Below are 19958 nucleotides of genomic sequence, written 5' to 3'. Positions count from 1 at the left end.
GCGTGGCCGTATTCCGCTGCATTGTACTCATTTGTTCGAGATACGGAACTAGCGTTCTTGTGCCGGAATAAACCCCCGCCTAGCATCCATTCAAACCAGTCGGGAGGCAGAACAGCGTGTACGCAGCTAAGGACATCACCGTGGAGGAGCGCGCCGGCGGCGCGCTATGGATCACGATCGACCGGGCGCAGAAACACAATGCGCTGGCCCGCCACGTGCTGGCGGGATTGGCGCAGGTGGTGAGCGCCGCGGCGGCGCAGCCCGGGGTGCGCTGCATCGTGCTGACCGGCGCCGGCCAGCGCTTCTTTGCGGCAGGCGGCGATCTGGTCGAGCTGTCCGGCGTGCGCGACCGGGAGGCTACGCTGGCCATGAGCGAGCAGGCGCGCGGTGCCCTGGATGCGGTGCGCGACTGCCCGCTGCCGGTGCTGGCCTACCTGAACGGCGATGCCATCGGCGGCGGCGCCGAGCTGGCATTGGCCTGCGACATGCGGCTGCAGTCGGCGAGCGCGCGCATCGGCTTTATCCAGGCGCGGCTGGCCATCACCTCGGCCTGGGGCGGCGGCCCCGACCTGTGCCGGATCGTCGGCGCGGCGCGGGCCATGCGCATGATGAGCCGTTGCGAGCTTGTCGATGCGCAGCAGGCGCTGCAGTGGGGCTTGGCCGATGCGGTGGTCACGGACGGACCCGCCGGCAAGGACATCCACGCCTTCCTGCAACCGCTGCTGGGCTGCGCCCCGCAGGTGCTGCGCGGCATCAAGGCGCAGACCGCGGCCAGCCGGCGCGGCGAGTCGCATGACGCTGCCCGCACCATCGAGCAGCAGCAACTGTTGCATACCTGGCTCCATGCGGACCATTGGAACGCTGCCGAGGGCATCCTCTCCAGGAGGGCCCAATGAGCAACGCTGAGCTGTCCATGACGGATGCGGGCGCCGAGCCGGCCTTGCGGCCGGTCAGCCAGAGCGGCATCGAGGTTCCGGCGAGCGTGGATGCGGCGGCGGTCCATCCGGACAAGATCGGGGACCCCGGCAGCTACCCGTTCACGCGCGGCATCTTTCCCGATGGCTACCAGGGCCGGCTGTGGACCATCCGCCAGTACTCGGGATTCGGCACCGCGGAGGAGTCCAACGAGCGCTACAAGTTCCTGCTGGCGCAGGGCCAGACCGGCCTTTCAGTGGCGCTGGACCTGCCGACCCAATGCGGCTTCGATCCGACCCACCCGATGGCCCGGCCGGAAATCGGCAAGGTCGGCGTGTCGCTGTCGAACCTGAGCGAGGCCGAGATCCTGTTCGACGGCCTGGACCTGTCAAGGATCTCGACCTCGTTCACCATCAACGGTACGGCCGCGATCGTCTATGCCATGTACCTGGCCGTCGCAGACAAGCAGAACGTGCCGCGCAGCAAGCTGACCGGCACGATCCAGAACGACATCCTGAAGGAGTACGTCGCGCGCGGCACCTGGATCTTCCCGGTGCGGCCGTCGATGCGGCTGATCGCCGATTCGATCCTCTATTCGAACGAGGTCTCGCCACGCTTCAACCCCATCAGCATCGCCGGCGCCCATGTGCGCGACGCGGGGGCCACCGCGGCCGAGGAAATGGCGTACACCCTGGCCAACGGACTGGCCTATGTGGACGAGCTGCGTGCCCGGGGCGGCGACGTGGAGAAGTTTGCCAAGCGCCTGTCCTTCTTCTTCTACGTGCACATGGACTTCTTCGACGAGATCGCCAAGTTCCGGGCGGGCCGCCGGCTCTGGGCGCGCCTGATGAAGGAGCGCTATGGCGCCAGGGATGCGAAGGCCCAGCATTTCCGCTTCGGGGTCGTCTGCGGGGGATCGTCGCTGGTGGCGCCCCAGCCTTACAACAACGTGGTGCGGGTGGCGGTGGAGACCATGGCCGCGGTGCTGGGCGGGGCCCAGTCGATCTTCACCTGTGCCTTCGACGAGGCCTTCCAGATCCCGACCGAGTTCTCCGCCGAGCTGGCCGTGCGCACGCAGCAGATCATCGCCTATGAAAGCGGCATCGGCCGGACCGTCGATCCGCTGGGCGGCAGCTACTTCCTGGAGCAGCACACCGACCGGATGGAGGCGCAGATCGTCCACGTGATGGACGAGATCGAGGCGTACGGCGGCGTGATCCCTGCCATCGAGGATGGCTGGATCCAGATGCGGCTGGCCGAGCGGGGCCTGCAGCGCAAGCTGGACACCGATTCCGGCCAGACCGTCATCGTCGGCCAGAACCACTTCAGGAAGGAGGGGGAGGAGATCCGGGTCGGCGAGGTGTTCACGCTGGATCCGACCGTCGCGCAGCGGGCCCTGGAGAAGTTCCAGCGCGTGCTGGATACGCGCCAGCAGTCAGCCGTGGACGCATCGCTGGCCCGGCTGACGGCCGCGGCCGCCAGGGACAGCGAGAACGTCATGCCCTATCTGGTGGATTGCTGCCATGCCTATGCCACGGTCGGAGAGATGGTGGCTTGCCTGAAGCAGCAATGGGGCGAATTCAAGGAGCCGGTGAACCTATGAACACCTTGCAAGCCGCCGGCGCGTTGTCCGGCAAGCGGATACTGATTGGCAAGCCCGGCCTGGACGGCCACGATATCGGCGCGAAGATCATCGCGCTGACGTTGCGCAATGCCGGTGCCGAAGTCATCTACACCGGCCTGCGCCGCAGCCCATTGCAGATCGCGCAGGTCGCTGTCGACGAGGGCGTTGACGCAGTCGGCCTGAGCATCCTGTCTGGCAGCCACAAGGAGCTGGTGGGGGAGGTCATCGCCCAGCTGCGCGAACTCAATGCGCATGACATCAAGGTCTTTGTCGGCGGCACCATTCCCGCCGAGGACCAGCCCTTCCTGCGGACGCTGGGGGTCACCGCTGTGTTTACCGCCGACATGCCGCTGGAGACGGTGGTCAGCAATCTGGGCAGGAGCCTGGCGTGAGCGCGCCCCTTGCCGGCATCCGCATCATCGAAGTCGGCCACATGCTTGCCGGGCCCTACTGCGGGCTGATGATGACCGACCTGGGCGCCGAGGTGATCAAGATCGAGACCCCGGAAGGTGATATCGGCCGCACCATCAGCCCCCATTTCATCGGCCCGCACAATGCCTACTTTGCCAGCCTGAACCGCAACAAGAAAAGCGTGGTGCTCGACCTCGCCAGCGAGGCAGGGACGCTGGCACTCGGGCGGCTGTTGCGGCAATCCCATGCGCTGGTGACCAACCTGCGTCCGGCGGCGGTGCGCAAGCTCGGGCTCACCTACGAGGTGCTGCGCCAGTGGAATGAGCAGCTGGTCTGCGTGGCCGTCACCGGCTACGGCCTTGACGGCCCCTATTCGGACAGCCCGGCATACGACTATGTGATCCAGGCCATGACCGGGGTCATGGCCTTGACGGGAGATCCGGCGGCACCGCCCACCAAGGCCGGCTACTCGGCGGTGGACAACTCGGCTGGCCTGGTTGCCGCAGTGGGCTTGCTTGCGAAGATCGTGCAGGGGCGGGGTGGGCAGGTGGACGTGGCCATGTACGACGTGATGCTGTCACAGCTCAACTACCTTGCCGGGGCCGCCCTGAACGCGGGGGAGACCATCGAGCGGCTGGCCGACTCGTCGCATCCCTACCTGGTGCCCGCACAGATCTTCCCGACCGCCAAGGGCTGGCTGACGCTTTTCATCACCCATGACCGCTTCTGGAAGACCTTCTGCGAGGAGGTGGACCGGCCGGCGTGGACCACGGATCCGCGCTTTGCCACCATGGCGGGCCGCCGCGCGCACCGTGCCGAGGTGATACCCGAGATTGCCGAGGTGCTGCGCTCCGCCCCGGCGGCGCAATGGGTGCGGCGCCTGGGGCCACAGGGCGTGGTGGTGTCGGAGGTGGGCACATTGAATGAGGCGTTGGGCAGCGACATCACCGCTGCGCGCTCGCTGATCGTGGCGCTGGGGCAGGGCGAGTTGCCGCTGCGCGCGGTGGCAAGCCCGATCCGCTTCTCGGATTACGAGCCGAGCTATGGCCTGCCGCCGTTGCTTGACGAGCATCGCGATGAAGTCCTGGGCAAGGTGGCGCCATGAACCCGTCCTCGCTCGACCGGGGCGCGCTGGGCCGGACGCTGACCCGCATCGCCAACGCCACGCCCGCGGAGCTGGTGCAGCGAGCGCAGCGGGATACCCCGCTGCATCCGGCCAGGCGCATCGGCATGACCGGTGCGCCCGGCGCGGGCAAGAGCACCCTGTTGGGCCACCTCGCCATGGCGCGCGCGTCTAAGGGGCGCCTCGGCGTGCTCGCGGTGGATCCCAGCAGTCCCAGGAGCGGCGGCGCCATCCTCGGGGACCGGATCCGCATGGATGAGCTTGGCACCAGCCCGGAACTCTACATCCGCTCGCTGGGCTCGCGCGGCACCTCGGATGGCCTGGCTGACAACCTCCCGGAGATGCTGGATGCGATGGATGACTTCGGCTTTGCCGAGGTGCTGCTGGAAACGGTCGGTGTCGGCCAGACGGAATACGCGGCGCGCGCGCAGGTCGATACGCTGGTGCTGCTGTTGTTGCCGGACAGTGGGGACATGGTGCAGGCGATGAAGGCGGGAATCATGGAAATGGCCGATATCTTCGTCGTCAACAAGGCAGACCTGCCGGGCGCCCAGCGCATGGCCACGGATATCCGGCGCATCGGCGCCATCACGCGGCATGCGCAGGGCGCGTGGGTTCCGCCGGTGCTGCTGACCGCGGCATCGCGTCCCGCCTCGGTCAGTGCTCTGTCCGATGCCATCGACCGGCACCAGGCGTGGCTGGCTGCCGCCGGGCGGCAGGCGGCCTTGCGCAGGCAGCGGGCCCGCTACCGGCTGAAGCGCCTGCTCGAGGTCCAGGTCGCCGAGGTGGTCGCCAATCAGGACGATGAATTCCTGGCCCTGCCACTGCGGCAGCAGCTGTCCCAGGCCTGGACCCAGCTGGGCAAAGCCATTGGCGCGTAGCGCTGCCAGTCCGAACAACGCCGGAGCCGCAAGCACCATGTCGCGCGAAAGAATCAAGGCACTCAAGAAAACCATCCGCACCGCCGGCCGCGCCGAAACCCCGGCGCACCAGGTGCCAGATGTGCGGGCGGCCGCGCTGGCGCTGCTGCGGCACAGCGTCAGGATGCGGCACGAGCGGCTGGCGGTAATCCGCCTGCTGGACGCGATCAGGCTGCGTGCCGACATAGACGGGGAACTGTGGCGCTATTTCGAAACGGTGGAAAGCGTGCGGGCAAATCCGGGGCAGTTGCGCAGGCTCAGGAAAGCGCACCTGTCCGCATTGGCCAGCCCGGCCGGGGCAGAGGCAGCGCCACCAGGCGGGATGCGGGCGTGAACGGATGCAGTGCAATCTGTCGACAGGAGGGGAGATGCGGATAAATAGAAAACGAGTGCCTGAAGGCCGGGCAAGGCGGATCAGGTGGCCGGCTGCGTTGCTGGGCATGGCCGGCCTGGCCCTGGCCGGACCGGCTGCGGCCCAGTTCAGCGACGAGTCGGTGAAGATCGGCGTGCTGGCGGACATGTCAGGGCTTTACTCTGACATGGGCGGCAACGGCCTGGTCGAGGCAGTGCGGATGGCGATTGCGGATGCCGGCGGCGAGATCAACGGCAAGCGCATCGAGCTGGTCCACGCCAACCATGCCGGCAAGCCCGATACCGCGGCCACGCAGGCCCGCGAGTGGTTCGACCGGCAAGGGGTGGACATGATCATCAGCGGGCCCAGTTCCGGCACCAGCCTGGCGGTGGCCAAGGTCGCAGCGGAAAAGCAGCGCCCGGTCATGGTGACCGGCGGCGTGGCGGCGCAGCTGACCAATGAGGAGTGCTCGCCCTATACCATCCACTATCTCTATGACACCGTGGCCCTGGCCAGGGGCACCGGTGCCGCCATGACCAGGCAGGGCGGACGGTCGTGGTACTTCCTGACGGTGGACTATGCCTTTGGCGCCTCGCTGGAGAAGGAGACCGCGGCGGTGGTCACCGCCGGCGGCGGCAAGGTCCTGGGCAGCGTCCGGCATCCTTTGTCCGCCTCCGATTTTTCCTCCTTCCTGCTGCAGGCCAAGGCATCGCGGGCCCAGGTCCTGGGGCTGGCCAACGGCGGCGGCGACACCATCAATGCGATCAAGGCGGCCAACGAATTCGGCATCTCCAGGTCGATGAAGATCGCGGGGCTGATGCTGTTCATCACGGATGTGCACGCCCTCGGCCTGGGACTGACCCAGGGCATCACCCTGACCGAAGCCTGGTACTGGGACCAGAGCGATGACTCAAGGAAGTGGGCAGGGCGGTTCCAGGACAAGATGAAGAAGAAGCCCACCAGCATGCAGGCGGCCAGCTACTCGGCGACACAGCACTATCTGCGCGCGGTGAAGGCTGCCGGCACGGACGCCGCCGCGAAGGTGATCGCCGGCATGAAGGCCACCCGCATCAACGATATGTACGCCCAGAACGGCTATATCCGCGGAGACGGACGCATGGTGCACGATCTGCGCCTGATGGAAGTGAAGAGCCCGGCTGAATCACGCCAGCCGTGGGACTACTACAAGGAGGTGCAGCGGATTCCCGGGGAGCAGGCCTTTGCTTCCAGGGCGGAATCCCGATGCGCGTTCTGGAAGTGAGATGTGTGCAGTGGAAGTTTGATCAAGCCGATCCACCGTATCGGCGGGCAAGGCAGCACGTTCCCCGTATCAGTCAAACCATAGGAGACACCGATCATGACAGCAATGCCATCCCGGGCTGCGGCCCAGCCGTTGCAGGCCGCTCCCTCAGAGCAGGTGCGCGCAGCCATAGCGCGCGGGACCGACCTGCCCATTCTCGACCTGGGCCCCTACCTGGCTGGCGTGCCCGGCGCGCTTGAGCAACTGGCCGCCGACGTCAAGCTGATCCAGGAGGAGCTGGGGTTCTTCTCGGTGATCAATCACGGCATCCCGCACGCCCTGATCGACGAGTCGTTCCGCCAGACCGCCAAGCTCTTCGAGATCCCGATGGAAGAGAAGCTCAGGCACCGGGTCGGCTATCACCACCAGGGCTACCTGCCGCCGAAGGCATCCATCCTGAAGTCCGAGGCGATCCGGACCAAGATTGCGGAGAACACCAAGAAGGATACCAATTCGGCCTGGCTTTTCATGCGCAACCGCACCGAGGACGACCCCAAGGTGCGGGCCAATGTGCGTCATCGTGGCCTGAACCAGTGGCCGGAGAGCCTGCCGGAGTTCCGCCAGACGCTGTACGACTACCAGTTGTCGATGGAGCGCCTGGCGCTGAAGTTCCTGCCCATCTACGCCAGGGCGCTGGAGCTGCGCGCGGACTATTTCGACAGCATGTTCAAGGCGCCGGAATACTACCAGCGCTGCGCCTACTACCATCCTGAGGAACACCTCGACGAGGGCCAGTACGCGCTGGCGCCGCATTCCGACGGCAGCTTCCTGACCTTGCTGCCGATGACCCCGGTGCCCGGCCTGCAGGTCATGACCCCGTCGCGCGAGTGGCTGAGTGTCAGCTACGTCAAGGACGCGCTGATCGTCAACACCGGCCAGATCCTGAACCGCCTGTCCAACGACCGCTTCATCGCCACGCCGCACCGCGTGGTCAATCCGCCGATGAAGCGCTATGCGCTGACCTTCTTCTTCTACCCGGACGATGACGCCAATGTCGGGCCGATTCCGGAATGCGTCAGGCCCGGGGACGAGATCAGGTATGACTCGCGCTCGTTCTATGACTTCTTCGTGCCCTACCTGGACGATCTCTATCACTACAACGACGCGGAGTTCATGAAGGAGTCGGAGTCGCCGGGCTCGCTTGCGCGGAGCCAGTAGGGGAGCAGACCGATTTCCATGGGCTGAGGCGGTACCGCTGGCCTGCGCGAGGCGCACAGGCCGGGAGTGGCCGCGGTGACGATAGATGTGCTGTTCAGGAGCGGCGGGTGAAGACGTTACTCATCGGAGGGAAATGGCTCGGCGCCATCGATGGCGAGACCATCGACGTGATCGATCCCAGTGACGGCATGGCGTTTGCGAAGATCAGCCGCGGCCGCGCCGCGGATGTGCAGCAGGCGGTGAGCGCGGCGCAGGATGCCTTGCAGGGCGAGTGGGGCAGCAAGACCGCGACCGAACGCGGGCGCATCCTGCAGCGGCTGGGACAAGGCATTCTCGATCACGCGGAAGAGCTGGCGGCAATCGAGGCGCAGGACACCGGCAAGCCGATCTCGGCCGCGCGCGCCGATGCCAGGGCGGTGGCCAGGTACTTCGAGTTCTACGGTGGCGCCGCCGACAAGGTCCACGGTCAGACGATTCCGTACCTGGACGGATACAACGTGAGCGTGGTGCGCGTCCCGCATGGCGTGACCGCCCACATCATTCCCTGGAACTACCCGGCGCAGATGATGGGGCGCACGCTGGCGCCGGCACTGGCGATGGGCAATGCGGCGGTGCTGAAGCCATCGGAGGATGCGTGCCTGAGCGTGATCCGGATTGCCGAGCTTGCCATGGAAGCCGGGCTGCCGCCCGGAGCCCTCAACCTGGTGACCGGGTATGGCGCGGAGGCAGGCGCCGCGCTGACATCGAACCCCGGCATCCATTTCGCCACCTTTACCGGCTCGCCCGAGGCCGGCGCCCTGGTGCAGCAGGCAACCGCGGCCAACCACGTCCCCTGCGTGCTTGAGCTGGGCGGCAAGTCGCCGCAGATCGTCTTCGACGACGCGGACCTGGACAAGGCGGTGCCGGCCGTGGTCAAGGCCATTGTCCAGAACGCCGGGCAGACCTGCTCGGCGGGCAGCCGGCTGCTGGTGCAGCAAGGCATCTACGATCGCTTCGTCGGCATGGTGGCGCAGGCCTTCCGTGCCCTGCAGGCGGGCGTGCCGGCCGCCGATCTGGATTGCGGGCCGATCGTCAGCGAGCGGCAGTACCGGCGTGTGATGGGGCTGGTGGAGGCCGCGCGGGACAGCGGCGTGCCGGTTATCGCCGAAGGCGGGTTTGCGGCGGATTTGCCCCGGGGTGGGTACTTCGTCAGGCCGGTCCTGTTCGGTCCGGTGCCGCGCGACCACGCGCTGGCGAATATCGAGGTATTCGGGCCAGTGCTGTCGGTGATGCCGTTCACGGACGAAGAGGATGCCATCCGGCTGGCCAATGCCACCGACTACGGCCTGGTCGCCGGCGTGTGGACCGAGAACGGCAGCCGGCAGATGCGGGTCAGCCAGCGGCTGCAGAGCGGGCAGGTCTTTATCAATTGCTACGGTGCCGGCGGTGGGGTCGAACTGCCCTTCGGCGGCGTCAAGAAGAGCGGGTACGGCCGGGAAAAGGGCTTCCTCGCGCTGGAAGAGATGAGCACCACCAAGACCATCGTGCAGCACTACCAATAGGGAGACGACATGTCGGAGCTATCAGACCAGGTTGCCATTGTCACGGGCGCAGGCAGTGGCTTTGGCGCCGCGATTGCGCGGGCCTTTATCCAGGCGGGAGCGAAGGTCGTGCTGGCCGATATCGATCGCGATGCCGTGCAGAGACTGGCGGACGAGTTGGGGCCGAATGCCAGTGCGGCTCCGTGCGACGTCACCAGCCCGGCGCAGATCAACGCCGCGGTGCAGCACTGCTGCGACCATTTCGGCGAGCCGGACGTGGTCGTCAACAATGCCGGCACCACGCATCGGAATCAGTCGATGCTGGAAGTCGACGAAGCGGTCTTCGACCGCGTCTTCGCCGTCAACGTCAAGTCGATCTACCACATGGCACGCGCGGTCGTGCCGCTGATGAAGCAGCGCGGCAAAGGCGTGATCCTCAATATCGGCTCGGTCGGCAGCCACCGGCCGCGCCCGGGGCTGACCTGGTACAACAGCTCGAAGGGCGCGGTGAGCGTGATGTCGAAATCGATGGCTGTTGAACTGGCCGCGCACGGGATCCGGGTCAACCTGATCTCGCCCGTGATGGCGGCGACCGGGCTGCTGCAGGACTTCATGGGGGTTGCCGACACCGCCGAGAACCGCGCCCGCTTTGTTGCCACCATACCGCTGGGGCGAATGTGCGAGCCGGCCGACGTGGCCAATGCCGCGGTCTTCCTGGCAAGCCCGGGTGCCCGCTTCCTTACCGGCATCGACATGCCCGTTGACGGAGGCCGGGCCATCTGAGCGAAGCCGGCGGCGTTTCCGGCATCGCTCATGCCGTCTGGAAACTCATCCGCTTTGCCTGCGAGATCGACATGGCCGCCACTTGCACATGCGGGGCCAGCTTGGCCTGGGCGGTTTCCAGCGTCCAGCGCGTGGACGGGACTGAGATATTGATGGCCCCGACCGGCAGCCCGCGGTGGTCGGTGATTGCGGCTGCGACGGAGATGTCGCCGACCACGGTCTGGTTCATGGCCACGGCATAGCCGCGTTCACCGGCCTCGCGGATCGCCGTCATCAGCTTGTCGGGGTCGGTTTCAGTGAACGGCGTGATGGGGTTCAGTGCGGTCGCCCGCACCACCTCCAGGCGCTGCGCTTCGGGCAGCTTCGACAGGATCGCAATCCCGGACGCGGTGTACACGGCCGGGAGCCGGTACCCGACCCCGAAATCGACGTTGATCAGGTGCTGCCCGGGGAAGCGGGCCAGGAACACGATTTCGTGCCCGTCGAGTTCCTGCAGGTTGGCGGTTTCTCCCAGCGTGCGGCTGATATCGAGCAGGTAGGGCGATGCGCGCTCGACCAGGTCGTTGGAGCGCAGGTAGTTGTACGACAGGCCCAGTGCCTTCGGCGCAAGCCCATACATCGCCGAATCGGGCAGGCGCCGGATGTAGCCCAGCTGTTCCAGTGTGTGCACCAGCCGCTGGGTGGCGCTGCGGTCGAGATCGGCCGCCCGGGCGATTTCCGCCATCGACATCAGGCGGCGGTCCGGGCCGTGGAAGGCTTCCAGCACCTGGAAGGCCTTTTCCACCGAACCGACGAACAGGGACGAACGCTCGCGCCTTGTGCGCAGCCCGTTGCCTTCATTACCTGAATCCACACAACCTCCTGCTCGTCCTTGTCATTGTTTTCATGGCTTACAGTGCGGCCAGCCGCGCGGCATGGTCGTCCGAGAGCGCGGCAGCGTCCAGCCTGGCTGCCTGCGGAACGCCGAGCAGCCGCAGCGTGGTCTCGAATTCTCCACGCAGGATGGCCAGGACTTCCGCCACGCCGCGGGGACCGCGCGCCGCCAGCCCGTACAGCGGTGCGCGCCCCACCAGCACGCCGCGGGCGCCCATTGCCAGCGCCTTGGCGATGTCGGCGCCGCGGCGCACGCCGCCATCGACGAATACGTGCATCCCGCCCGCCGCCGCGACGATGGCGGGCAGCATCTCGACCGCGCTGGGCGCGCCTTCCAGCTGGCGGCCGCCGTGGTTGCTGACCACGATGCCATCCAGGCCCTGGCGGGCGGCGATTTCCGCGTCGGCCGGCGTAAGGATACCCTTGATGATGACGGGCCCGTGCCAGTGCCGGCGCAGCCAGGCGATGTCGTCCCAGCACAGCGACATGTCCATCTGCCGGCTCAATCCCGCCGCCTGCGCCTTCAGGTCGTTGGCCATCCCGCTGCTGCGGGCCAGGTTGACCAGCTGCGGCGAGCCGCCCTGGCGCAGCATGCGCAGGCACCACCGCGGATGTGCCGCGAGGTCGGCCAGCAGCCGCGGCGTCCACGGCACCGGCATGCGAAAGCCGTTGCGGATGTCATGGTCGCGCTTGCCGTGCACCATGGTGTCGACGGTCAGCATCAGCGTGCTGAAGCCGGCGGCGCGTGCGCGCGCCATCATGCTCTCGGCGATGGCGCGGTCGCGCTGCACGTAGAGCTGCAGCCACAGGTCGCCGTCGCTGGCTGCGCGCACGTCTTCGATCAGCGAGGTCGATGCAGTCGACATCACGAAGGGCAGTCCTTCAGCGTGTGCGGCCCGTGCCAGCGCCTCTTCGGCCTTCGGCCAGTACAGTCCGTTCAGCCCCGTGGGGCCCACCAGCAACGGCAGGCGGTACTTGCGGCCGAAGATCTCCATGCCGGGATCGGTCTCCGTGACGTCGCGCAGCACGCGCGGCCGGAACAGCAGTGCCTGGTATGCGGCCAGGTTGCGTGCCAGCGTGCGCCCGTCCTCCGCGCCTCCCTCCAGATAGTCGAAGGCGAAGCGCGACAGCCGGCGCCGCGCCAGGTCCCGATAGTCCTTGATGGCCGGCAGCATGATCGTCGGCGCCTCAGGCGAGGGCGGCCTCGGCTTGCAGCCGCTGCGTCAGTTCGGCACGCAGCTGTGCCTGCAGCCCGGGTGCCGGCGCTACCAGCGGTGCCAGCACCTTAGGCGCGGTCACGCCCACCAGGTCGAGCACGGATTTCAGCGGCCCAGGATTGGTTTCGGAGAAGGCCAGGTCCAGCAACGGAATCAGCTGGCGGTGCAGGCGTACCGCTTGCGCGGTATTGCCGGCCACGCCGAGCTCATAGATGGTGCGCCAGGTGCGCGGCAGCACGGAGGCGGTCACGACCACGCCACCCCTGGCACCCGCCGCCATGTGCAGCGGGAACAGGCTGTCCTCGCCGCTGAACACGCTGAAGCTGTCGTCGACACCCGCCACCACCTTGAGGAAGTGGTACATGTCGGTGTTGCAGGCTTTCATGCCGATGATGTTTTCGTGGCGCGACAGCTCGTGCAGCACCTCGGGCGCGATCGCGATCCGCGTGCGGTAGGGGATCTCGTAGATCATGACCGGCACCGGCGAGGCGTCGGCATAGCGCAGGAAGTAGTCGCGGATGCCTTGCTGGGTCGGCGAGGTGTAATAGGGCGTCAGCACCATCAGGGCAGAGGCGCCGACGCCGGCAAAGGCCTTGCCCGCATCCAGCGCATCGTGGAACCCCGGGTCGAGCACGCCGGGAATGACGGGAACCTGGCCAGCCGCTGCTTCGACACAAAGGGCTGCCATGCGGACGCGCTCCTCGCGCGACAGGGCACCGTATTCGCCGGTGCCGCCCAGCGGCACCACGCCGGCAACGCCGTTGGCCAGCAGGTAGGCCATCAGCTTGCGCGTGGCGTCCTGGTCGATCCTGTCGTCGGCCGTCACGGGCGTCGGGATGGCGGGGAAGATGCCGCGCAGGTCGGCGGCGGTAAGCTTGTTGTTCATGGATAAGGTTCTCAGCGCCCGGCGCTCTTGCGGCGCAAGCGCTCGGCGCAGGTGATCAGGAGGGTAACGAAGACGAACAGGCAGGTAGACACCGCGGCAATCACCGGTGAAAGCTGCAGCGTCACCTCGTCCCAGAACTGCTTGGGCAGGGTGGCGCTCAGTCCGCCAGAGGCAAACAGGGCGATCGTCAGCTCATCGAACGAGGTGGCGAAGGCGAACAGGAAGGACGAGAACAGGCCGGCGGCGAGGATCGGCAGCGTCACGTAGCGCAGCGTCTGCCAGGGCCTGGCGCCCAGGCTTTGCGCCGCCAGGTCGAGCCGCGTGTCGTAGTTGCGCAGCACCGCCATCATCGTCATGACGACGTAGGGCACGGCAATGACGGTGTGGCCGATCATCAGACCGAGCGAGGTGCCGACCAGCCCGACCCTGGCGAAGAAGTAGAACATCCCCACCGCGATGATCATGCGCGGGATGATGATCGGCGACAGCACGAACGCCAGCAGCAGCGACTTGCCCCGCATCTGCGAGCGCGCCAGCAGGAACGCCACCGGCGTGCCGACCAGCAGCGCCAGCACCGCGGCGCCAAGGCCGACCAGCAGCGAGCGCAGCCCGGCCTGCATCCACAGCGGCGAGGCGAGCATGTCCTGGTAGTGCTGCAGCGTGAAGCCGCGCGGCGGCCAGTTCAGCCCCGACTTGTCGGCGAACGACAGCGGGATCATCAGCAGCGCCGGCACGCTCAGGAACAGCAGCACCATCAGCACGATCGTGCGCAGCGGCAGCGAGTCGCCCGGCTGCGGCTCGCGCCGGCCGCGCGGCACCAGTGCCAGCAGCTTGTCGCTGACCGCTCCCAGTGCGCCCAGCACGCTGTCACCGAGCCGATGCAGCACGCCATCGTGCGCGGCCGCGGAGCGGGTGCGTTGCTCCGCTCCGCCTGCCATCGACGAGAGCCCGAGCACCTTGTCATACAGGGCGAACACCGCCAGCACGACCAGCAGCAGCAACACCGAGATCGAGCCGGCGAAACCCCAGTTCATGGTCTGCTGCACCTGGTCGATGATCAGCTGGGCGACCATGATCTCTTTGCGTCCGCCCAGCAGCGCGGGCACGATAAAGAAGCCGACGGCGGTGACGAACACCATGATGGCGCCGGCCGCCACGCCCGGCATCGAGAGCGGGAAGTAGACGCGCCAGAACGCCGTGCCAGGCCGTGCCCCAAGCGTAAGCGCCGCGCGCGGGAGGTTGCGGTCGATGTTCTCCATCACCGACAGCATGGTCAGCACCGCCAGCGGCATCAGCGCGTGCACCATCGCCACCAGCACGGCGCCGAGGCTGTACAGCAGGTTGGAAGGCGCATCCTGGATGCCGGCGGCGCTCAGCAACTGGTTGACCACGCCGTTGCGGCCCAGCATCACGATCCAGGCAAAGGCGCGCACCAGGAAGCTGGTCCAGAACGACAGCAGTACCCAGAACAGCCACTTTGCCTTCCTGTCCTTTGACAGCGAGGAGATCAGGTAGGCCACCGGATAACCGGCGACCACGGAGAGCAGCGTGGTCCAGAGCGAGATCTTCAGCGTGATCAGCATCACGTCGACGTAGACCGATGACGCAAACAGCTGGCGGTACTTGGCCAGCGTGAAGGCACCGTCGCTGTAGACGCTCAGCAGCAGCAGCTGGCCGACCGGGTAGACCAGCAGCACCACGAACAGGAGCACCAGCGGCGCGGCCAGCAAGGCGGGCCGCAGCCAGGGTAGGGGTCGGCGTTGCAGGGCGACGGCGGTCATAGCGAATCCGGGACGGCGACAGCGTCGCTGCGCTGCCAGGTAAGCGTGACTTGCTGCCCGACCGCATGCCGGGAAGCGCCCATCGAGGTGGGGTAGGACAGCACCACCGGGGCCTGGCCGGCGGCATCGGATTCCACGTACAGCTTGGTCAGGCTGCCGGTGATCATGCTGTCAAGCACTTTGCCGCTGACCGCATTGGCGGCGGTGACGCCGTTGGCCATGGCGATGTTCTGCGGCCGCACCATGACCCGCACCTTGCCCCCGGCGGCCACCGGCGCATTGGTGACCGCGTGGGCGACGGCGCCGCCCTGTGCCAGCGCCACCTCCACGTGGTCGCCGCGCACTTCCGTGACGGTGCCCTCGAACAGGTTCGATTCGCCCAGGAAGTCGGCCACGAACAGCGTGCGCGGGCGGAAGTACAGGTCCGACGGCGTGCCAAGCTGCTCGATCTTGCCGCCGTTCATCAGGCAGATGCGGTCAGACATCGTCATCGCCTCTTCCTGGTCGTGGGTGACATAGACGATGGTGGTGCCCAGCTCGCGGTGGATGCGCTTGATCTCCAGCTGCATGTGGTCGCGCAGCTTCTTGTCCAGGGCGCCCAGCGGTTCATCCATCAGGATGATCGATGGCTTGTAGACCAGGCAGCGGGCCAGCGCGATGCGCTGCTGCTGGCCGCCCGAGAGTTCCTTCGGGAAGCGCGCCGCGACGTGGGGCAGGCGGACCATTTCCAGTGCTTCCAGTGCCTGGCGCCTGGCCGTGGCCGCGTCGACCCGGCGCATCTTCAGCGGGAAGGCGATGTTCTCCGCGATCGTCATGTGCGGGAACAGCGCGTAGTTCTGGAACACCATGCCGATATCGCGCTCGTAGGGGGCGCCAAAGGTCACGTCCTTGCCATTGATCAGCAGCTGGCCGCCGTCCGGCACGGCCAGCCCGGCGATCAGGCTGAGCAGCGTGGTCTTGCCCGAGCCCGAAGGGCCCAGGAGGGTAAGGAATTCCCCCTCGGCCACTTCAAGGTCGGTCGGGGCCAGCGCGACGAAGTCGCCATAACGCTTGGTCAGCCCGGAAATCTTGAGTTTGGAATTCGGCATCGTGTCGTTGCTTGTGGTGTCTGGTGAAGAGGTTCAGATCACTTGAGGATCCAGCCGTTGAACTTCTCCATCACCGCGGCCTGGTTATCGAGCCAGTACTTGGCGTTGATCTGCACGCCCGACTTGATGTTGTCGGGGTGGGTCGGGCAGTTCTTCGCAACCTCGGGCTTGATGTACTTGAAGGCATCCGGCTGGGTCACGCCTGCCGGGAAGTACTCCACCAGCGAGGCCATGCGCTTGGGGTCGGACGCGAACTTGATGAATTCGCGGCAGGCTTGCGCATTCGGCGTGCCGGCCAGGATGGACCAGTTGTCCACGCCCCACAGGTTCTGGTTCCAGACGATGCCGACCTGGGCACCGGAGGCGGCCGCGCTCTGTGCGCGCGACACCCAGGTGGCCACCATGTCGACCTCGCCGGACTTGAGCATCTGCTCTACCTGGGCGCCGGAGTTCCACCACACGTCAACGTTGGCCTTGATCTTCTCCAGGTTGGCGATGGCCTGGTCGATATTGAGCGGATAGAGCGCGGAGGTCGCCGTGCCGGCGGCCATCAGCGACTCTTCCAGCGTGTCGAACGGGTGCTTGCGCAGGGCGCGGCGGCCGGGGAAGTCCTTGACGTTCCAGAAGTCGGCCCACGACGACGGTGCCTTGCGGCCCTTGAAGGCGTCGGTGCGATAGGCCAGGACCGTGCTGTAGACGTTGGTGCCCACGCCGTAGGGCGACATGAAATGCGCCGGAATGGTCTTGATGGTGGCGTCGCCCTCCAGGCCGTGCTTCTCCAGGTAGACCTTGCCGCCCTGCGTCAGCAGCAGGATGGCCGGCTGGCTGATCTTGGCCATGTCCCAGGTGTAGTTCCTCGTCTCGACCATGCTGCGGATCTGCGCCACCGGTTCGGCGTTGGCCTGCACGCCCACGACCTCGATGCCGGTCTTCTCGGTGAACGGCTTGTAGTACACCGCGCTGTAGGCCTTGGTGTAGATGCCGCCGTCGTCGCGCACCACGATGCGCTTGGACTGCGCGCGCGCATATTGCAGCACTGCGGGCGCGGCAAGCGTGCCAAGGCCGGCAGCGGCGACCTTGAGGGCACGCCGGCGAGAAGAGTTGATGGGGCTGTGGTCGTTCATGCGAGCTCCTTGATTGCCGTTATTGCTGGGAAGGTGGGGACGGCAGCAGCCGGCCGGGGTTGAACAGGTCGCGCGGGTCGAGCATGCGCTTGATGCCGTGCATCATGGCGATCTCGACCGCCGGCTTGAACTGCGCCATTTCCTCGGTCAGGACCTGGCCGATGCCATGTTCCGCGCTGAAGGTGCCGCCCAGTTCGTAGGCCACCTGGTCGATGGCGTGCTTGATGCGGGCGGCCACGGCATCGCGCTCTGGCAGCGCTTGCCACTGCGGGAAAGGCACCAGCGGGATGAAGTGGACGTTGCCATCGCCCAGGTGGGCCACGACGATGATCGGCAAGTCCGGCAGGACCGCATGCGCCGCCGCGGTGGCGCGCTCAATGAACTGCGGCACCGCCGAGACCGGCACGGCGCAATCGGTGTTCAGGCCCAGGCCCGCCTTCTTGTTGCCTTCGGAGACGCTATGCCGCACCTGCCACATGGCTTCGCGCTGCGCGCCGCTGGCGGCCACCACGGCATCGTCGACCAGGCCTTCGGCCACGCCTTGCTCCAGCACTTCCTGCAGCACCTGGTCGAGCAGCTCGCGCCGGCCGGTGTCGGCAAGTTCCACCAGCACGTGCCAGGGATGGCTGGCAGGCAACGGCGCACGGCGGCCGGGCACGTGATCGAGCACGATCTGCAACTGCACGTCATTGAGCATTTCAAACGCGGACAGGGTGGCGCCACAGCGCTGCTGGAAGCGTCCCAGCATCTCCAGCGCCGCCTGCGGCGTGCTCACCGCCAGCCACGCCATGGCGTGCGCGGTGGGCAGCGGGTGCAGCTTGAGCGTGGCGGCGGTGATCACGCCCAGCGTGCCTTCGGAGCCGATAAACAGGTGCTTGAGATCGAGGCCGGTGTTGTTCTTGCGCAAGCGGTACAGGCCGTTCCAGACCTGGCCGTCGGGCAGGACCACTTCAAGGCCGAGCACGTTGTCGCGGGTGTTGCCATAGCGCAGCACGCCGGTGCCGCCCGCATTGGTGGCGATATTGCCGCCGATCTGGCAGGAGCCTTCGGCGCCCAGGCTCACGGGATAGAGGCGCCCCTGTTCCGCCGCCGCCTGCTGGATCGCGGCCAGCACGCAGCCTGCCTCGACTTCCATCGAGTTGTTGGCCGCATCGATGGCGCGGATGCGCCGCATGCGTGCCAGGCTGATGACGATGGGCGGCGTGCCGTCCGGGGCCGGCACCGCGCCGCCGCACAGGCTGGTATTGCCGCCTTGCGGCAGCACGGGCACGCTGGCCTGGACCGCGGCCTGCACCACCGCGGCGACTTGCGCGGTGGAGGCCGGCAGCACCACGCACAGCGCCGGGCCCTTATAACGGCCGCGCCAGTCCTCGATGTAGGCGGCTACGTCCGCGGGTTCGGTGAGAACCGCATCGGGTCCCAACAGGTCTTTCAGCTTCAATACAAGTGACATCGCCTTGTGCCCTCGTGCTCGATTGAAGCCATACTAGTCGATTGTCATGAGCATATGTATAGGTGAAATCCACATACTAGTAATCGCAATGCGATTACTTTGTCGCTCGACAGGCAAAGGGCTGCAGACCAGATGTCGGGGGTTCCTTGTGCGAACGGCCTTCCGTGACAGCGGCCCGGCGGCGTGCCGCCCTACAATCTGATCCTGTCCTGACAACGAGGCTCACCATGTTCACCGCCTGTCCCACAGAAAGAAGCCGTGTCATTGCCGATCGCGTCGAGCGCTTTGTCCGCGACGTCGTGGTGCCCTATGAGCGCGACGTGCGCTGCGAAGCCCATGGCCCGACGGCCGGGCTGGTCGCCGAGCTTCGCGACCTGGCGCGCGCGGCCGGCGTCATGACGCCACATATCCTGCCCGACGGCTCTCACCTGACCCAGCTCGAAACCGCGGCCGTGCTCAAGCGCTCGGGCTTGTCGCCCCTCGGGCCGGTCGCGGTCAACACCATGGCCCCGGACGAGGGGAATATGTTCCTGCTGGGCAAGGTCGCCACGGAGGCACAGCAGCAGCGCTTCCTTGCACCGCTGGTCAGCGGCGAGGCCCGCTCCGCATTCTTCATGACCGAACCTGCGGAAGAAGGCGGGGCCGGTTCCGATCCGTCGATGCTCCAGACCACCGCGGTCAGGGACGGCGACGAATGGGTGATCCGCGGCCGCAAGAAGTTCATCACCGGAGCCGAAGGGGCCAGCGCCGGCATCCTGATGGCGCGCACCGGCGATGGTGAGCGCGCGCAGGCCACCATGTTCCTGGTCGACCTGCCCCATCCGGCGATCCGCATCGAACGCCTGCTTGACACCATCGACAGTTCCATGCCGGGCGGACATGCGCAGGTCCTGATCGACGGCCTGCGCGTGCCGCAGGACCAGGTGCTGGGCGAGGTGGACGAGGGCTTCCGTTATGCGCAGGTTCGCTTGTCGCCGGCGCGGCTGTCGCATTGCATGCGCTGGTTCGGGGGTGTGGCGCGTGCCGACGAGATCGCGCGCGCCTACGCCACCACGCGCAAGGCTTTCGGCAAGCTGCTGATCGACCACGAGGGCGTGGGCTTCATGCTCGCCGAGAACCTGATCGACCTGCAGCAGGCCGCACTGATGATCGACTGGTGCGCCGGGGTGCTCGACGGCGGTTCCCTGGGTACGGCCGAGAGTTCGATGGCCAAGGTGGCCGTGTCCGATGCCTTGTTCCGCGTGGCCGACCGCTGCGTGCAGATCCTCGGCGGCATGGGCGTGTCGCGCGACACCATTGTCGAACAGGTCTTCCGTGAAGTGCGTGCGTTTCGCATCTACGACGGCCCGACCGAAGTCCACAAGTGGTCGCTGGCAAAGAAGATCAAGCGCGATACCCTGGCAGCATCGCATCATGGTTGAGCGCCGCCC

Annotated in this window: 18 protein-coding genes; 11 read left to right on the top strand and 7 right to left on the bottom strand. The window is 66.8% G+C overall.

The window, feature by feature from the left end; translation table 11 throughout:
* The first annotated feature begins 116 nt into the window (after nt 1-116).
* The 10 genes from I6H87_RS28080 (at nt 117) to I6H87_RS28035 (ending at nt 10106) form a co-directional block, all read left to right on the top strand.
* On the top strand, nt 117-896 hold the full coding sequence (locus tag I6H87_RS28080; RefSeq protein ID WP_011617503.1) for an enoyl-CoA hydratase/isomerase family protein: 780 nt from the start codon (nt 117-119) through the stop codon (nt 894-896).
* A complete protein-coding gene (locus I6H87_RS28075; RefSeq protein WP_011617502.1) occupies nt 893-2518 on the top strand; it encodes an acyl-CoA mutase large subunit family protein in 1626 nt (541 codons plus the stop codon). Before I6H87_RS28080 ends, I6H87_RS28075 begins: the two co-directional genes overlap by 4 nt.
* Nucleotides 2515-2931, top strand: a complete 417-nt coding sequence (locus I6H87_RS28070; protein ID WP_010810318.1) for a cobalamin B12-binding domain-containing protein — start codon at nt 2515-2517, stop codon at nt 2929-2931. The genes I6H87_RS28075 and I6H87_RS28070 overlap by 4 nt, the downstream gene beginning before the upstream one ends.
* The gene (locus I6H87_RS28065) at nt 2928-4055 is read left to right on the top strand and encodes a CaiB/BaiF CoA transferase family protein (protein WP_010810317.1); all 1128 of its coding nucleotides are present in this window, start codon (nt 2928-2930) and stop codon (nt 4053-4055) included. The genes I6H87_RS28070 and I6H87_RS28065 overlap by 4 nt, the downstream gene beginning before the upstream one ends.
* Nucleotides 4052-4954: a methylmalonyl Co-A mutase-associated GTPase MeaB gene (gene meaB, locus I6H87_RS28060; protein ID WP_010810316.1), complete on the top strand. Its 903-nt coding sequence runs from the start codon at nt 4052-4054 to the stop codon at nt 4952-4954. Before I6H87_RS28065 ends, meaB begins: the two co-directional genes overlap by 4 nt.
* 37 nt (nt 4955-4991) lie before the next feature.
* Nucleotides 4992-5327 (top strand): hypothetical protein, encoded by a 336-nt coding sequence (locus tag I6H87_RS28055; RefSeq protein ID WP_010810315.1) that lies wholly within the window; start codon nt 4992-4994, stop codon nt 5325-5327.
* Between the two features lie 106 nt (nt 5328-5433).
* Nucleotides 5434-6606 carry an ABC transporter substrate-binding protein gene (locus I6H87_RS28050; RefSeq protein ID WP_037023437.1) on the top strand — a complete coding sequence of 391 codons (1173 nt, stop codon included), beginning with the start codon at nt 5434-5436 and terminating at the stop codon, nt 6604-6606.
* Between the two features lie 96 nt (nt 6607-6702).
* Nucleotides 6703-7803 carry an isopenicillin N synthase family dioxygenase gene (locus tag I6H87_RS28045; protein WP_011617500.1) on the top strand — a complete coding sequence of 367 codons (1101 nt, stop codon included), beginning with the start codon at nt 6703-6705 and terminating at the stop codon, nt 7801-7803.
* Nucleotides 7804-7910: 107 nt separating this feature from the next.
* Nucleotides 7911-9344 (top strand): aldehyde dehydrogenase family protein, encoded by a 1434-nt coding sequence (locus tag I6H87_RS28040; protein ID WP_010810312.1) that lies wholly within the window; start codon nt 7911-7913, stop codon nt 9342-9344.
* Between the two features lie 9 nt (nt 9345-9353).
* Nucleotides 9354-10106 (top strand): SDR family oxidoreductase, encoded by a 753-nt coding sequence (locus tag I6H87_RS28035; protein ID WP_011617499.1) that lies wholly within the window; start codon nt 9354-9356, stop codon nt 10104-10106.
* Between the two features lie 28 nt (nt 10107-10134).
* Here I6H87_RS28035 and I6H87_RS28030 read toward each other — a convergent pair whose 3' ends face one another.
* From I6H87_RS28030 to I6H87_RS28000, 7 genes are read right to left on the bottom strand one after another with little or no spacing between them, the layout of a single operon-like run.
* Complete coding sequence (locus tag I6H87_RS28030) at nt 10135-10959, bottom strand: IclR family transcriptional regulator (RefSeq protein WP_010810310.1); 825 nt, start codon at nt 10957-10959, stop codon at nt 10135-10137.
* 37 nt (nt 10960-10996) lie between these two features.
* A complete protein-coding gene (locus I6H87_RS28025; protein ID WP_010810309.1) occupies nt 10997-12154 on the bottom strand; it encodes an alpha-hydroxy acid oxidase in 1158 nt (385 codons plus the stop codon).
* Nucleotides 12155-12167: 13 nt separating this feature from the next.
* Nucleotides 12168-13082, bottom strand: a complete 915-nt coding sequence (gene dapA, locus I6H87_RS28020; protein ID WP_011617498.1) for a 4-hydroxy-tetrahydrodipicolinate synthase — start codon at nt 13080-13082, stop codon at nt 12168-12170.
* A gap of 11 nt (nt 13083-13093) precedes the next feature.
* Nucleotides 13094-14863 carry an ABC transporter permease subunit gene (locus I6H87_RS28015; RefSeq protein WP_011617497.1) on the bottom strand — a complete coding sequence of 590 codons (1770 nt, stop codon included), beginning with the start codon at nt 14861-14863 and terminating at the stop codon, nt 13094-13096.
* Nucleotides 14860-15951: an ABC transporter ATP-binding protein gene (locus I6H87_RS28010; RefSeq protein ID WP_011617496.1), complete on the bottom strand. Its 1092-nt coding sequence runs from the start codon at nt 15949-15951 to the stop codon at nt 14860-14862. Before I6H87_RS28010 ends, I6H87_RS28015 begins: the two co-directional genes overlap by 4 nt.
* Before the next feature lie 38 nt (nt 15952-15989).
* A complete protein-coding gene (locus I6H87_RS28005; RefSeq protein WP_011617495.1) occupies nt 15990-17075 on the bottom strand; it encodes an ABC transporter substrate-binding protein in 1086 nt (361 codons plus the stop codon).
* Between the two features lie 19 nt (nt 17076-17094).
* Nucleotides 17095-18528 (bottom strand): FAD-binding oxidoreductase, encoded by a 1434-nt coding sequence (locus I6H87_RS28000; RefSeq protein ID WP_011617494.1) that lies wholly within the window; start codon nt 18526-18528, stop codon nt 17095-17097.
* A 227-nt stretch (nt 18529-18755) separates the two neighbouring features.
* Here I6H87_RS28000 and I6H87_RS27995 point away from each other — a divergent pair, with 227 nt between their 5' ends.
* On the top strand, nt 18756-19949 hold the full coding sequence (locus tag I6H87_RS27995; RefSeq protein WP_010810303.1) for an acyl-CoA dehydrogenase family protein: 1194 nt from the start codon (nt 18756-18758) through the stop codon (nt 19947-19949).
* The last annotated feature ends 9 nt before the right edge of the window (nt 19950-19958 follow it).

Origin of the sequence: Cupriavidus necator (assembly GCF_016127575.1) — a bacterium.
In the GTDB taxonomy this organism is placed as follows: Bacteria; Pseudomonadota; Gammaproteobacteria; order Burkholderiales; family Burkholderiaceae; genus Cupriavidus; species Cupriavidus necator_D.
The sequence above is the reverse complement of the archived record's forward strand: the minus strand, read 5'-3'. Positions and strand labels throughout refer to the sequence as shown.

Bases quoted from the DNA above. Each gene is read 5' to 3' on its own strand.
- I6H87_RS28015 (WP_011617497.1), bottom strand. From the start codon at position 14,863: ATGACCGCCGTCGCCCTGCAACGCCGACCCCTACCCTGGCTGCGGCCC.
- I6H87_RS27995 (WP_010810303.1), top strand. From the start codon at position 18,756: ATGTTCACCGCCTGTCCCACAGAAAGAAGCCGTGTCATTGCCGATCGC.
- I6H87_RS28005 (WP_011617495.1), bottom strand. From the start codon at position 17,075: ATGAACGACCACAGCCCCATCAACTCTTCTCGCCGGCGTGCCCTCAAG.
- I6H87_RS28075 (WP_011617502.1), top strand. From the start codon at position 893: ATGAGCAACGCTGAGCTGTCCATGACGGATGCGGGCGCCGAGCCGGCC.
- I6H87_RS28010 (WP_011617496.1), bottom strand. From the start codon at position 15,951: ATGCCGAATTCCAAACTCAAGATTTCCGGGCTGACCAAGCGTTATGGC.
- I6H87_RS28070 (WP_010810318.1), top strand. From the start codon at position 2,515: ATGAACACCTTGCAAGCCGCCGGCGCGTTGTCCGGCAAGCGGATACTG.
- I6H87_RS28050 (WP_037023437.1), top strand. From the start codon at position 5,434: ATGGCCGGCCTGGCCCTGGCCGGACCGGCTGCGGCCCAGTTCAGCGAC.
- meaB (WP_010810316.1), top strand. From the start codon at position 4,052: ATGAACCCGTCCTCGCTCGACCGGGGCGCGCTGGGCCGGACGCTGACC.
- dapA (WP_011617498.1), bottom strand. From the start codon at position 13,082: ATGAACAACAAGCTTACCGCCGCCGACCTGCGCGGCATCTTCCCCGCC.
- I6H87_RS28000 (WP_011617494.1), bottom strand. From the start codon at position 18,528: ATGTCACTTGTATTGAAGCTGAAAGACCTGTTGGGACCCGATGCGGTT.
- I6H87_RS28025 (WP_010810309.1), bottom strand. From the start codon at position 12,154: ATGCTGCCGGCCATCAAGGACTATCGGGACCTGGCGCGGCGCCGGCTG.
- I6H87_RS28035 (WP_011617499.1), top strand. From the start codon at position 9,354: ATGTCGGAGCTATCAGACCAGGTTGCCATTGTCACGGGCGCAGGCAGT.
- I6H87_RS28055 (WP_010810315.1), top strand. From the start codon at position 4,992: ATGTCGCGCGAAAGAATCAAGGCACTCAAGAAAACCATCCGCACCGCC.
- I6H87_RS28045 (WP_011617500.1), top strand. From the start codon at position 6,703: ATGACAGCAATGCCATCCCGGGCTGCGGCCCAGCCGTTGCAGGCCGCT.